Below are 14,750 nucleotides of genomic sequence, written 5' to 3' on the forward strand. Positions count from 1 at the left end.
CAAATGTGGGCATCACATGCGGATACTTTCTTGTAAACACCTTTCATGAATGAGGAAACGATATGATGAATATCACTATCAAAGCCAGTATTGGCGGTGATGCAGGGTTATCAGGACTGGGTTCCGGAACGCAGGGACTTAAAGGGTTTTCTTCCGGGACATCGCCTCTTGGTTCGAGCATTGACAGCCTCAATAGCACAGTTGGAAAACTGACCACTATACTGACCGCGATGATGTTTGCCAGCCTGCTGAGCAGAGGTATGGGTTCCGGAATGAATTCTGGTATGGGCTCCGGTATGAACACGGGTTCTGATATGGGGCGGGGTTCGGGGCTGAAGAATACGCAAAGCAACAGTCAGGACAACGCTATGGGATCGAGTAATCTGCTGTCGGCGCCCAAATCGGGAACGGATGCGTTGTCCCAGATGCTTGAGAAATCGCTGGACGATCTGTTGGGTCACGATACCGTTACCCGCCTTTCCAATCAGACTAACAGCCTTGCCAACAATCTGCTAAATGCCAACCAGCAGACGGCAGACAATATGAATGCGTTTAGTGGCGGTATGGGCAACTCACTGTCTTCTATTATGGGCAATGGTTTGAGCCAAACTTCCAGCGGCTTTTCTCCGATGCCATTAGGTAATGGTGGCCTGCAAGGGTTATCCAGCTCTTCTGACTTCGGCCAACTCGGAAGTGCGCTTGGTATGGGGGTCGGTCAGAATGCCGGGTTGCAGGCGTTGGGTAACATCAGTACCCATAAGGATGGGAATAACCGGCATTTTGTGGATAAAGAAGATCGCTCTGTTGCCAAAGAAGTGGGTCAGTTGATGGATCAATATCCGGAAATTTTTGGTAAACCTGAATACCAGAAAGATGGCTGGAGCTCAGCGAAGCAGGATGATAAATCCTGGGCTAAAGCCTTGAGTAAGCCAGATGATGATGGCATGACGGAGGCTAGCATGAACAAGTTCCGTCAAGCCGTTGGTGTGCTGAAAAGTGCGATAGCGGGTGATACTGGTAATTCAAACTTGAATCTGCGCGGCGCTGGCGGTGCTTCACTGGGGATTGATGCGGCCATGGTAGGTGACAAAATAACCAATATGGCGTTGAACAAGCTGGTGGCCTGATCGTCGGGTCGGGCTGCATCATTACAATCGATAATAGCTTCACTGTGAATGTAAAGAGACGGAATCGCTGCCGTCTCTTTATCCCGACATTATGATTCCTAAAATTGGTGTTTATCAGTAATAAAAAACTGATAATTTTATCTATATTGATTTTTTGTATCGAGATAACAAAAAAAATTCACATATTACTTGTATGTAAAGTTATGTATTGTAATTGAAAGAAATTAACATTACTCTATTAAGAAATTTTAAGTACATGGAAGTTGTCAATGTGTAGCAGAATGAAGCTACTGGGTGTATCGCTTTTTTTTATTTTCATCCTCTACTCCTCTACTTTATTTTCTGCAGAATTAAACCCGGCAGATCGTAATGAAATACAGCAACGGCAATCTGACGTCATTGAGCAGTCGAAACAACAGCGCGACGCTCTGCAACAATTAAATGACATTGTGCAACCACCTCTAAAAACCGATAATTTACCGGCTGGGCCTTGCTTTATTCTGCACGATATCGCTTTTCATCACAGTACCTTATTGACCGAGAAAGATAAGCTTCGGCTGAAAAAAAATTATATCAATCGTTGCATTAATGTTAATGAAATAAATAAGCTAATTCATGATGTTAGCAACTGGTATATCGAACGTGGATTTATTACCAGCCGGGCTTTTATCGGTGAGCAGAACCTGTCCAGCGGAATATTGCAGATTGAAATCCTGGAAGGGAAACTGGAAAAAATAACCATTAACCATCAGCAGGAGCGTCAATCTGCATGGGCATTTCCCACACGAAAAGATGACATACTCAATCTGCGGGATATTGAACAGGGCATGGAACAAATTAACCGCATGCCCACTCAACAAGTCACCATTGAAATATTACCGGGTAGCCGTCCAGGCTATTCTGTCGTTAATCTCACCCGTCAACCACATATTCCGTTCAGCGCCAATGTTAATATTGATAATAGCGGGCAGAAAAGTACCGGAGAATGGCAGCTGAATGGCGGAATAGGGCTGGATAATATTTTCGGTATCGCCGATCAGTGGTTGTTGTATGGCGGGCATAGCAGTGAATTTTCCACCAGCCATAATGCGGAAAACTATCAGGCGAGCGTTTCCCTGCCTTACGGGTATTGGAACCTGAATTATACCTACGCCTGGAGCCGCTACCGCAATGCATTTCTCAATCAGGGGTTCCAGTGGCGGCCCACCGGGGATAGTAAAACGCACCGTCTCTCCGTGTCACGGGTGGTATTCCGCAATGGGAATATGAAAACCGCTATTTCAGTTACCGCAACACACCGTATTGGTGACAACTACCTGAATGAGGTTTTGTTGCCTTCCAGCAGCCGCAAACTGAGTAGCGCTATCCTCGGTATCAGTCACAGCCAGAAGCTCTGGGGCGGGCTGGCAACCTTCAATCCCTCCTATAGCCGCGGAACCACCTGGTTTGGCGCGGAGGATGATCACGATAAATCCACTGATGCACCCAAGGCACAATTTAATAAGTGGGCGGCCTCGGCCAGTTACTACCATCCCATTACTGACAACATCAGTTATTTAACCACTGTCTATGGGCAATACTCCGCCCGAATTTTATATGGCAGTGAACAAGTGACCTTGGGCGGAGAAGCATCGGTCCGTGGCTTCAAAGAGCAATATCTTTCCGGTAATCGCGGCGGGTATTGGCGCAATGAAGTGAACTGGCGACCATTGCAACTACCGGTGTTGGGGACGTTGACTTTCACGGCGGCGCTGGATGGCGGCCGCCTCTATAACCATAAACAAGATATTGGCACCGCAGGCACCTTGTGGGGTGCGGCGGTGGGTATCAGTACCGCCAACCGTTATATGACACAACAGGTGACGCTCGGTTGGCCGTTGTCCTACCCTGCGGCACTGAAACCGGATATGGCGGTGGTGTACTACCGGATTGGCATATCACTTTAATGCGTTCAGACAGAGATAACTATCGGAGTTCAGGGATGAAACCTGTCAAGACCACACAGCGCTTGTTGAGCTATGTGCTGATTTATCTGGTTGCCATGCAGCCACTGCTGCCAGCAATGGCTGCAGCAGTGAGCGTCGCCTCGGGCAATACTTCACTGGATAACGCTGGCAATGGTGTGCCGATTGTCAATATCGCCACGCCCAACGCCGCTGGCATATCGCATAACCAATATAACGATTTCAATGTCGGCAAATCGGGCCTGATTCTTAATAACGGTACGGCACGGTTGAACTCCACCCAACTGGGTGGATTGATTCAGAACAACCCCAATCTGAATGGCAAAGCGGCTGACGCCATCATCAACGAAGTGGTCTCTTCAAACCGCAGCACACTGGCTGGTTATCTGGAAGTAGCTGGCAAGCAAGCCAATGTGATGGTCGCCAATCCGTATGGCATTACCTGTAATGGCTGTGGATTTATCAATATCCCGCAGGTCACGCTGACCACCGGTAAACCGCAATTTGATGCCAACGGGCAGTTACAGGCACTGGATGTGCGTGACGGCAATATCACTATTACCGGCCAGGGGGTGGATGCCAGCGACAGTGACTATTTCAGCTTGATCGCCCGTACCGCCACACTACAAGCCGGACTGAATGCCAAAGATATCCGCGTGGTCCTGGGGGCGAACCGGGTCGGCAGTGATGGCAGCGTCACACCACAGACGCCGGGCAGTGCCGCGCCCACACTGGCGCTGGATACCAGCGTGCTGGGTGGAATGTATGCCAACCGCATCCGTCTGGTGTCAACGGAAAACGGCGTCGGGGTGAATACCGGTAATCTTGGTGCGCGCAGCGGCGACATTACGCTGGCAGCCAACGGTGAACTGACGGTAGGGAATGTGGTTGCTCAGGGCAATATTCAATTGCAGGGCGGAAAACTGGCCGTACAAGGCAAACAACAGGCGGGCGGGCAGCTCGATTTACAGGGACAGCACGGCATCCGCCTGCAAGACAGCACGCTGCGATCAGCGCAGGACATTACTTTATCGTCCAACGGACAGATTCAGTCGACAGGCAGCACGATAAGCGCAGGAGTAAACCGTCAGGGAACAATCCAGGCAGGGAATCAACTGACGATAAAAGGTGACAATGTCACAATAAACCACAGCCAGCTGGTGGCAGACCAGGTGGCGTTGACGGCAACCGGGCATCTGCAACAGGATGCGGCCGGGGTTATTCGTGCTGGGAAAACACTCCGTCTTGGCAGCGCCAGCGCCGAACTGAATGGTGAAGGTGGCGGTGAAACACTTCGGCTGGAGAGCGGTGTGTTAACAGGTAGCGGTCGTTGGCAGGCAAGCGACGACCTGTCGCTGAGCGGCGTGACCCAGGGTGACTGGTCAGGCAGCCTGCTGGCGGGCAATGTGCTGGATATCCGTGCGGGTGATCTGACCAACAGCGGCACGCTATCGGGTGGGCAAGTCAGTCTGCACGCCGGACGTTGGAGTAATAGCGGAACGATCAGCGGTCGTCAACTGGCGATGACGGCGGATTCACTGATAAATCAGGGTACGCTGGGCGCAGAGAAAGGTGTCGATCTGCTGGTGAACGGTGACTTCGATAATCAGGGAACATTGCTGGCTGGTGATACGCTGCAACTGACGGCGGCGTCGCTGGATAATCACAGCGTGATCAATGCTAACCAATTGAGTCTTCATGCCAACAGCCTGATCAATGCCGGTACATTAGAGGCTCAGGGGGATGCCGATCTCACCATTGATGCCCTGTTTAGCCAGACGGCGGATGGCATGTTGCTGAGTGGCAATATGCTGACGCTGCAAAGCGGCGATCTAAAGACCGCAGGGCATCTTCAGGCGCAACAGTTGACGCTTGACACACAGCGTTGGCTGAATACCGCCGGTGTCAATCTGGGCGGTGACGGAAGGGTCACGCTGGCCGAACTGAATAACAGGGGCAACCTGTTGGCAGGCCATGCGCTGGACATCCGTGCGGGTGATCTGATCAACAGCGGCACACTATCGGGTGGACAAGTCAGTCTGCACGCCGGGCGCTGGGATAACAGCGGAACGATCAGCGGTCGTCAACTGGCGCTGACGGCGGATTCACTGATAAATCAGGGTTCGTTGGGCGCAGAGAAAGGTGTCGACCTGCTGGTGAACGGTGACCTGGATAATCAGGGAACATTGCTGGCTGGTGATACGCTGCAACTGACGGCGTCGTCGCTGGATAATCACGGCGTGATCAATGCTAACCAGCTGAATATCCATGCCAACAGCCTGATCAACGCCGGGACGCTACAGGCTCAGGGGGATGCCGACCTCACCACTGACACCCTGTTCAGCCAAACGGTGGATGGCATGTTGCTGAGTGGCAGCATGCTGACCCTGCAAAGCGGCAGTATGGCAACCGGAGGTCGGTTGCAGGCGGGGCAGTTACAACTGGATACTGGCCGTTGGCTGAACACAGCAGACATCAGTTTGAGAGATAATGGACGTGTAACGCTGGCCGAATTGGATAATCAAGGCAGCATGTTGACGGAAGGCGGTTGGCAACTCACCGGTGAGCGGCTGAGCAATCAAGGCCGTTTGCAAGGCGGCACACTGCGGCTGGATGCTACCGATATCCTGAACAGCGGGCACATGCAGGCAGCACAGGATTTGGCATTGAATGCCCACCACTCCGTTACCAACGATGGTGACGGGTTGAGCGGTGCGACACTGACCCTGACCGCTCCCTCGCTGGATAACGGCGGTACGTTGCAGGCCCGGCAACTGGTGCTCAGTGGTCAGCACCTGGTTAACCGGGGACAGTTGACCGGCATCGACCAGCTAAACATGACGCTCAGTGGCGCGCTGGATAATCAAGGAATGCTGGGCAGTAACGCACTGACATTATCGGCGGATCGTCTCGCCAACGCAGGGACGATGACCGGCATCGACCAGCTAAACATGACGCTCAGCGGTGCGCTGGACAATCAGGGGATGCTGGGCAGTAACGCACTGATGTTATCGGCGGACCATCTCACCAACGGAGGGACGATAACCGGCATCGATCGGTTGAACCTCAGTTTGAACGACGATCTGACGAACGATGGCAATATCAACAGTAACCAATTGACAGTGACTAGCGGATCGCTCAGCAACAGTGGCACCCTGTTGGGCGTGAATGGCGCTGACGTGCGTCTGACCGGTAATCTCGATAATCAGGGAATGATTGGCAGCTCGGCGGCTCTGGCTGTGCAGGCGGCGGCAGTGACGCAAAGCGGGCGGATGGAGGGACAAACGCTCGACGTTCGGGCCGACTCTCTGGATAACAGCGGTACGCTATTGGGCTTGGATGCGCTGACGCTGGCGATACGCGATAGCGCCCGCAACACCGGAAAGTGGCTGAGTCAGGGCGATAGTCGCCTGCGTACGACGCAACTGGATAACCGTGGGCAGTGGCAAGCCGATACCATGACGGCGAATGCGAACACCGTCACTAATGCCGGGCAGATACTGGGGATTAAGGCACTGACGCTGACGGCAACAGACAGCCTCAGTAACCAGACGGCGGGCAAACTGCTGACGCAAGGCGCAGCGGTACTAACGGCCAATCGCCTGAGCAACGATGGCGAATGGCAAGCCGGTAATCTGACATTGCAGGCCGAGCAGTTCACCAACACCGGTCGAGTACAGAGCAATGGTGCATTGGACGTGACATTGTCACCATATACTGCACCGGAACCGGTAACATCGCGTCTGTTAGGCACCTCACTGTTGGCACAACGCCGTTTGAGCAGTGCGGCCCCGACCGGCCTGTTCAGCAATAGCGGTACAGTTGCCGTGGGCGGTGACAGCCAGTTCCGGGTCAGTCAATTAGATAATCAGGGTACGCTGGCGGGTAGCGGCGACATGAACGTTCGCGCTGACCAACTGGATAATAGCGGAAACTGGCTGACGCAGGGCAGTTTGTCACTGGACGGTAACTATCAGGGTGGTGGTTTACTACAGGCGGGTGACACACTGTCATTACATGGTGACCAACTCAGTAACAGCGGGCGTTGGGATAGCGCTGCGTTGGTGTTGAACGGGGGTGCCTTCGACAATCAGGGAATTGTACAGGCGGAAAGCGGCGGCACGCTGAATCTGACCGGGGCATTGACCACTGGGGCGGACAGTCATCTGCTGAGCAATGGTCTGCTAACGGTACAAGCGGGGACGTTCAGCCAGGCGGGAGAAACTGGCGCGGGCCAGTTGCAGGTTACCACCGGTTCATTGGATAACCGTGGGCGGTTGGTGGGGCTGACCGACCTGGACCTGAACAGTTCTGGCTCGCTAACCAACTACCGTGGTGGCGAGATACTGGGTAACGGCGCCAGCGCGCTCAGTGCCGTCACGCTTGGCAATCAGGGAACGATCAATGCTGCGGATGTCAGGTTACGAGGCACGGACATCACTAATCAGGGGAATATACAGGGGAGCACGGCGCTACAACTGCGGGCCGATAATAGCCTGATTAACCAGACCAACGGACAGATCTTATCTGGCGGCAATACCGGGCTGAACGCTAACCAGGTAGACAACGGTGGCTGGCTGCAAGGGAAAGATCTGACGTTGAATGCCCAACAGTTGACCAACGCCGGTACTCTGAAAGTACAAAATGCACTGACGCTCACCGTGCCTCAGTGGGTGAACAGCGGCACGCTGCAAGTAGGACAGGCGGACATCACCGCCGACACTATCGACAATCGCGGCGCATTGCTGGGGCTGACGCGGCTGGCGTTACAGGCGAATCGCATCACCAATGTCGCCGGGGCGAAACTCTACAGCGCCGGGGATATGTCGCTGAAAACCGGGACACTGGAACAAAATGGCCAACTGGTGGCGCTGGGCAACCTGCAAGCCGACATATTGAACCCGATGAGGTTCGCCAGCACGCTGGCGGCTGGTGGGCAACTGACGCTGAACGTCACCGGGGATCTGGTACAAGCCGGGACGTTGCAAGGCAATGGCGTGACGGTGACCAGCAGCGGAAACCTGACCAATCAGGGCAAAATTGTGGCCGGCAGCGGTAATTCCACGCTGAGCGCTGCCGATATCACCCAGACGGCGAGTGGCAGCATACAAACCGGGAATAGTTTATCACTGCTGAGCCGTGGAGGGATCAGCAATCAGGGCTTTATTGGTGCCGCGGGGGATTTATTACTGCGTGCCGGTGGGGTGGTTAATAACACCAGTTTGGTCTACGCCGGAAATAATCTGCGGCTGTTCTCGGATTCGTTAATTAATCGCTTCGGCAATATTCTGGCGGGTAATAATCTGTGGTTACAGCGGGATGAAAACGGCACGGCTAACAGCAGTATTTTAAACAGCTCCGGCACTATCGAAACCCAGCACGGCGATATCAACATTAATACCGGGAATCTAACCAACCAGCGGGAAGGGCTGGTGGTGACAGAGAGTAATAGCAGCACAGCAGATATGCCATCCTGGGCCGGGGGGACGACAGCAAGTATTCCCATAAGTTGGTTTAAAGATGGGGAGCTTGGGATTGCAGAGTATGATACAAGCCGGAAAACCGGACATGATGATGATATATATCACTTCTACTTTTTCAAAGTGCCTTACGCTAAGGCTTATGATCAAAAAATAGAAATCTCAAGTAAATTTATTTCTATTAATGCTCAAGATACCGCGGCGAAGATAAGCTCTGCTTCTAATCTTTTTGTAAATGCAAAATCAATATTAAATAATGCATCATCTATATTTTCAAAGAATAATATTTCAATGAGTGGTGATGTATTAAATAACAAATCTTATCAGTCTGGATATTTAAAAGAGTATCTTCTTTATAAGTATAATGGAGTAGTAGATCCTGAGAATAATCGGTACAGAAGATATTTTCTTCCAGATAGTGATCAATCTGATTATAAATTTGTTAATGTTAAAGATAATAGTAAGGATGGTATGTCCTATGATTATATTAAATATCATAGTGGTAGTGGAAAAAATGACGGTTGGGTTTCTAAATTTAATTTAATAAATAAATATATAGACTATGAACTAATTGGCGACCCCATCACCGAATTCACACCCGGCCAAAACTATAACGCCACGATTCAGGCCGGTGGATCTATCACCGCCAGTTTCACCAGTAATATCAGTAATACCAGTTTACAGCCGGGCAGTGGCAGTTTTATTCCCGCTGCCGCAATCCCCACGCTAGCGCGTGTCTCTTCGCTGGGCGGATTGACTCAACCGGGTGACCGCAGCCTGAGTACCGGCAACAGCGACCTGTCCTTATCTCACAGCAGCACGCCGACACTCGAATTACAGCCGGGCGTACAGGCAGCGGCGATTAGCGTTGATCCGGCCCATCCCTTCAGCAATCTCTCTGCGTCGGATCTGATAACGTCGATCAATCAGGGTTTACAACAACTGAACCAGCAGACGCTAACGGACTACCCGTTGCCATCCGGCAATAACGGGCTGTTTGTCGTAGACCCGAACAGCGACAGTCACTATTTGATCCACAGTAATCCGAAGCTGGATCAACTGGGTCAGGTAGACAACGGTCTGTTCAGTGAATTACAGGGTATGCTGAATCAGACTCCGGCCACGCAGGCGAAGGTGGAAACCCGTTCCCAACTGACGCAGGCGAATCAGTTCCTTGGTTCCAGCTATCTGCTGGGCAAACTGAATCTGGATGCGGATCATGACTATCGTTTCCTTGGTGATGCCACTTTTGACACCCGTTATATCAGCAATGCGCTACTTGATCAGACCGGTCAACGCTATCTGAATGGCCTGGGGTCTGATCTGGCGCAGATGCAGTATTTGTTGGATAACGCCGCACAGGCGCAAAAAAGTCTCAACCTGCAACTGGGGGTCAGCCTCACCCCTGATCAGGTGGCAGGGCTGAGTCACAGCATCGTCTGGTGGGAGAACATTACCGTCAACGGCCAGACAGTCTTGGCGCCGAAGCTCTATCTGGCGCAGGCTGACCAAAGCAACCTGCAAGGCAGTAGCATTGTCGCCAACAGCGTCAGCCTCAGCGCGGGCGGTGCGGTCACCAATAGCGGCAGTACGGTGAAAGCGGTTGAGGCGCTGGCCATTGCCAGCGGCGATAAAATTGAGAATAGCGAAGGTGGACTGCTGAAATCGAATGGCAGCCTTAATCTGGTATCGCTGGGCAATCTGACGAACAGCAGTGCCACCATTCAGGGGAATAATGTCACGCTGGCCAGCATCAATGGCGACATTATTAACACCACTACGGTAAATCAGTGGCAGACAGCGGCGAAAGACGGTCGGGGTAGCGGTTCGCTGACACGCACCGATCTGGGTAAAACCGGCAGTATTGTGGCGGATAATGCCCTGACATTACAGGCTGGGCATGATATCCAACTGAATGCCGGACAACTAAGCGCCGGCCAGAGCATGGCCCTTAGCGCTGCCAATGACATTACGTTGAATGCGGCACACACGCTGAAGGATACGGTCGACACTCGCGGCGGCGGCACCAGCCAGAATCGTACCCAGGGGTTGGTGACCAGCCAACTGACCAGCGGAGGCGATCTCAGCCTGAGCGCCGGGCGTGACCTGACCACCGAGGCCGCCGGACTGAATGCGACGGGCGATATGGCGCTATCTGCCGGGCGGGATCTGAACCTGCTGTCGGCCACGCAGGAACAATACAGCGGTCACTGGTGGGATCGTCACGCTGACTGGCGTCAGACAGTCAGTCAGCAGGGTACGACACTGGACGCCGGTCGCGGATTGAGTCTGAGTGCGGGCAATGACATCAACCTACAGGCTGCTCAGGCGGAGACAAACGGCGCACTGACGGCAAAGGCCGGCAACGATATCAACCTGCTGTCGGCGACTGAAAGTCAGCATGATTTCTTTGAAGAAACCAAAGTTAAAAAGGGACTGTTCTCAAGGAGTGTAACTCATAATTTACAGGACACGCTGCAAACCACCGAGAAAGGGACACTGCTCTCGAGCAACAGTGTGGCATTGACATCCGGACATGATATTAATGTGCAGGGCTCATCAGTGGCGGCCGAAGACGATGTGGCGTTGACGGCGAAAAACAACGTCAACACCGCTGCCAGTGTGGAGAACTACCAGAACTACGAAGAACACAGCAAGAAGACCAGTGGGTTGTTCAGTGGCGGGGGTATCGGCTTTACTATCGGCTCCACGTCGGTCAGCCAAAAGCTGAGAGATAAGGCGGCGACCGAGAGCCAGAGCGTCAGCACGCTGGGCAGTACCGGTGGATCGGTGCGTATTAATGCCGGCCAGGATGTCAAATTGGCGGGAACGGATGTTATTGCGGCCCGTGATGTCCAGTTGACGGGCAACAGTGTTACTGTCGATCCGGGTTACGATAAACGCCAGCAGGAACAAAAATCCGAGCAAAAAACCGCCGGATTGACGGTGGCGCTCTCCGGCGTAGTGGGATCGGCGCTCAACAGCGCGGTGCAAAGCATTCAAGCTGTGCGTAAAGCGAGCGATGGTCGGTTGGCCGCGTTACAGGGCATGAAAGCCGTTTTGTCCGGTTATCAGGCGTACCAGGGAACGCAGCAGGCCACCAACAATAAAGGGGCATCGTCATTTGTTGGCATCAGTGTATCGGCAGGCGCACAGCATTCCAGCAGCAGTCAACACAGTGAACAGACACAAAGCTTTGCCTCTACACTGAGTGCCGGTAATGACATCAGCATTACAGCGCGCAGTGGTGATATCACGGCGGTTGGCAGTCAGTTGAAGGCAGTCAACAATGTCGAACTGAACGCGGCACAGGCCATCAACTTGCTGTCGGCGCGTAACAGTGAGGAACTCAGTGGTAAGAACAGTAGCAGCGGCGGCAACATCGGCGTTAGTTTCGGGTTGAGTAATGGGGGTGCCGGGCTCAGTGTTTTTGCCAATGTTAATGCAGCCAAAGGCCGGGAACTGGGCAGCGGTAACAGCTGGTCAGAAACCACGGTGGATGCGGGGCAGCGCGTCGGCCTGACCAGCGGTGGAGACACCAACCTGATTGGTGCGCAGGTCAGCGGTGAGCAGGTCAGCGCCAATGTCGGCGGCGACCTGTTAGTGCAAAGTCAGCAGGACAGTAATCAATACGACTCGAAGCAGACTACTGTCGCGGCAGGCGGTAGCTTTACCTTCGGCTCAATGACCGGTAGTGGTTACCTGAGTGTGAGCCAGGACAAGATGCACAGCAATTTCGACAGCGTGCAGCAACAGAGCGGGTTATTTGCGGGCAGTGGCGGCTATGACATTGATGTCGGCAACCACACGCAGTTAGACGGGGCGGTGATTGGCTCGACGGCCAGTGCAGACAAAAACCGGCTGGATACCGGCACGCTGGGCTGGAGCGATATCGGCAATAAAGCCGAGTTCTCGGTATCACATACGGGTATCGGACTCAGTGCCAGCCCGTCGCTGAGTGGTACAGATATGCTGAAATCGGCGGCGTTGACGGTGCCGTCGGCGCTGATGGCGATGGGCAGTGGCGGCAACGCCAGCAGCAGCACCTATGCAGCGGTCAGCGACGGTACGCTGACAGTCCGTAATCAGGCGCAGCAGACGCAGGATGTGACGATGCTCAGCCACGACGTCGAGCATGCCAACAACGCGCTGAGCCCCATCTTCGACAAGGAGAAGGAACAAAAACGGTTGCAAACGGCGCAACTGATAGGAGAAATTGGCGGGCAGGCCATCGACATCGTTCGTACGCAGGGCGCCATCAAGGCGGAGAAAGCGGCGGAAGCGAGCGGCGAGTCGAAAGTCAACCGCCCAGCGGAGGATGGGTCGGAAAAAGCGTGGGAAGATTACAAAAAGGCGCTGACGGAGACCCCGGCCTATAAGGCGGCGATGAAGGATTATGGCACGGGGGGCGATTTCCAGCGGGCGGCTCAGGCAGCAACGGCGGCGCTGACGGCGCTGGCGGGCGGCGATATCCAGAAGGCGTTAGCGGGGGCGTCGGCACCGTATCTGGCGCAGCTGGTGAAAGCGGCCACGATGCCGCAGGACGGCAGCAAAGCGACGGCATCGGATATTGCGGCGAACGCGATGGGCCACGCGGTAGTGGGTGCGGTGGTAGCCGAACTTTCCGGTCAGAATGTAGCCGCCGGTGCAGTGGGCGCCGCTGGTGGAGAGCTGGCGGCGCGAAGCATCATGGGGTATCTGTATCCGGGCAAGGAAACGAAAGACCTGACGGAAGCGGAGAAACAGTCGGTAAGCGCGCTGGCGACAGTGGCCTCGGGACTGGCATCTGGCCTGGCGGCGGGAGATACTACCGGCGCGGCCAGCGGTGCCCAGGCGGGTCGTAATGCGGTGGAGAATAACTTTTTGAGTGATAAGGACATCAAAACCTTCACTGAGAAATATGCCGCCGCGAAGACCGATGCCGAGAAAGAACAGCTTGTAGCTGACCTGAAAAAGCTGGATGCAGATAAGCAGAAACAGGCGCTATCTACAGGAATATCAATAGCCGAGCAGAAAGATGCACTGGCTGATCTGAAAGCCCTTGTCGCATCACCAGAATGTACAGCGAAGTGTCAGGAACTGGCTGCTTACTCCATATCAGAACTGGAGCCCGTCGCCAACAACACGCAACTGCATGAAGACAATCTTAAAAAGGGAATACTGGCGGGTGTTATTTATGCTCTGACAGTAGAGAAACCTGCATCCGGTGGTTCTGGTTCTGGCCTGTCTTCATTGACGAAAGAGCAGCAACAGTTAATCAGAAATGCTGAAACAATCACGACAGCCAAAGGGATACAGAATCCATTCCCAAGGGATTTGAATGAGAAGGTTCTGTGGAATGGAGTTAAGGCTAATCCATCGGCTGGACAAAAACTTGATGGGATGAATAAAGATCCTCGTTTCCCTGCATCAGCAGGATTCCAGAAGATGCAAGTTACTCATGAATTACCCGATGGTTCTAATATCACAATACATTATCAATATAATTCAAATACGGGTAAGGCTTACGACATGAAAATTACATCTCCACAAGCGAATCCGTTGCAACCAGGCCCATCAATAAGGGATAAATAATGAAAATAAAAACTAAGCGTTCTGAAAAAATCATTGAAGTTTTTGCAATGTATTGCATAGCTCAGGAAACTTATTTTCTTGGACATTCAAAAGGATATGCAGGGTTACTTGCATACAAAGCTAAAGATGTAGAAATCATAGATCCCGATTTATCTGGGAATTTTACCTATTTTGGTAACAATGGCTATGGGATTTATTATTCCGCGCTTATTAAAGAAGAATTACTCGATGATTTACTTGAAGGTGACGAAACTGCCTACAAACGCTTCCTTGAGATCCTGAAAGTAGAAGGCCGGATAGATCCAGACTATTTTTAACCGCCAGTGATCCCGGCCTTCACGCCGGGATCGTCTTTTTACCGGCTTGTCAGACTCTCAGTTCCGCCTCAATCACCAGCCGCCCGCGCTCGACGGTGACGATAACCGGCTGGCCGGTGTTAAAGCCGAGGTCTTCCAGCCATCGGCCCTTCAGCGTGAGTTGTGGCGGCGGGTTGCCCTTCATGCCATTGGGGGCGTAGCCGACGGTGTAATGCCGCTGGGGTTCTTTTACTTCAGTTACGCGGGGTTCTGACTTAGAATCGCGTCCAGCCATAGTAACTACCTCAT

General features: G+C 53.1%; 5 protein-coding genes. 4 read left to right on the top strand and 1 reads right to left on the bottom strand.

Annotated features, from left to right (window positions below):
- The first annotated feature begins 65 nt into the window (after positions 1-65).
- The 4 genes from CWC46_RS12870 (at position 66) to CWC46_RS12885 (ending at position 14,462) form a co-directional block, all read left to right on the top strand.
- Positions 66-1,127, top strand: coding sequence for a type III secretion protein HrpN (locus tag CWC46_RS12870; protein ID WP_037382038.1), 1,062 nt, complete (start codon positions 66-68; stop codon positions 1,125-1,127).
- 269 nt (positions 1,128-1,396) lie between these two features.
- Positions 1,397-3,073 (top strand): ShlB/FhaC/HecB family hemolysin secretion/activation protein, encoded by a 1,677-nt coding sequence (locus tag CWC46_RS12875; RefSeq protein WP_021016159.1) that lies wholly within the window; start codon positions 1,397-1,399, stop codon positions 3,071-3,073.
- A gap of 35 nt (positions 3,074-3,108) precedes the next feature.
- The gene (locus tag CWC46_RS12880) at positions 3,109-14,145 is read left to right on the top strand and encodes a hemagglutinin repeat-containing protein (RefSeq protein ID WP_021016158.1); all 11,037 of its coding nucleotides are present in this window, start codon (positions 3,109-3,111) and stop codon (positions 14,143-14,145) included.
- Positions 14,145-14,462 carry a hypothetical protein gene (locus CWC46_RS12885; protein ID WP_021016157.1) on the top strand — a complete coding sequence of 106 codons (318 nt, stop codon included), beginning with the start codon at positions 14,145-14,147 and terminating at the stop codon, positions 14,460-14,462. The genes CWC46_RS12880 and CWC46_RS12885 overlap by 1 nt, the downstream gene beginning before the upstream one ends.
- A gap of 49 nt (positions 14,463-14,511) precedes the next feature.
- Here CWC46_RS12885 and CWC46_RS12890 read toward each other — a convergent pair whose 3' ends face one another.
- Complete coding sequence (locus CWC46_RS12890) at positions 14,512-14,736, bottom strand: SymE family type I addiction module toxin (protein WP_021016156.1); 225 nt, start codon at positions 14,734-14,736, stop codon at positions 14,512-14,514.
- Between the last annotated feature and the right edge of the window lie 14 nt (positions 14,737-14,750).

It is taken from the genome of Prodigiosinella confusarubida, assembly GCF_002847015.1.
Taxonomy (GTDB): Bacteria; Pseudomonadota; Gammaproteobacteria; order Enterobacterales; family Enterobacteriaceae; genus Prodigiosinella; species Prodigiosinella aquatilis.

Coding starts and splice junctions, on each gene's coding strand:
- CWC46_RS12875 (WP_021016159.1), top strand. CDS start 1,397: ATGTGTAGCAGAATGAAGCTACTGGGTGTATCGCTTTTTTTTATTTTC.
- CWC46_RS12885 (WP_021016157.1), top strand. CDS start 14,145: ATGAAAATAAAAACTAAGCGTTCTGAAAAAATCATTGAAGTTTTTGCA.
- CWC46_RS12890 (WP_021016156.1), bottom strand. CDS start 14,736: ATGGCTGGACGCGATTCTAAGTCAGAACCCCGCGTAACTGAAGTAAAA.
- CWC46_RS12870 (WP_037382038.1), top strand. CDS start 66: ATGAATATCACTATCAAAGCCAGTATTGGCGGTGATGCAGGGTTATCA.
- CWC46_RS12880 (WP_021016158.1), top strand. CDS start 3,109: ATGAAACCTGTCAAGACCACACAGCGCTTGTTGAGCTATGTGCTGATT.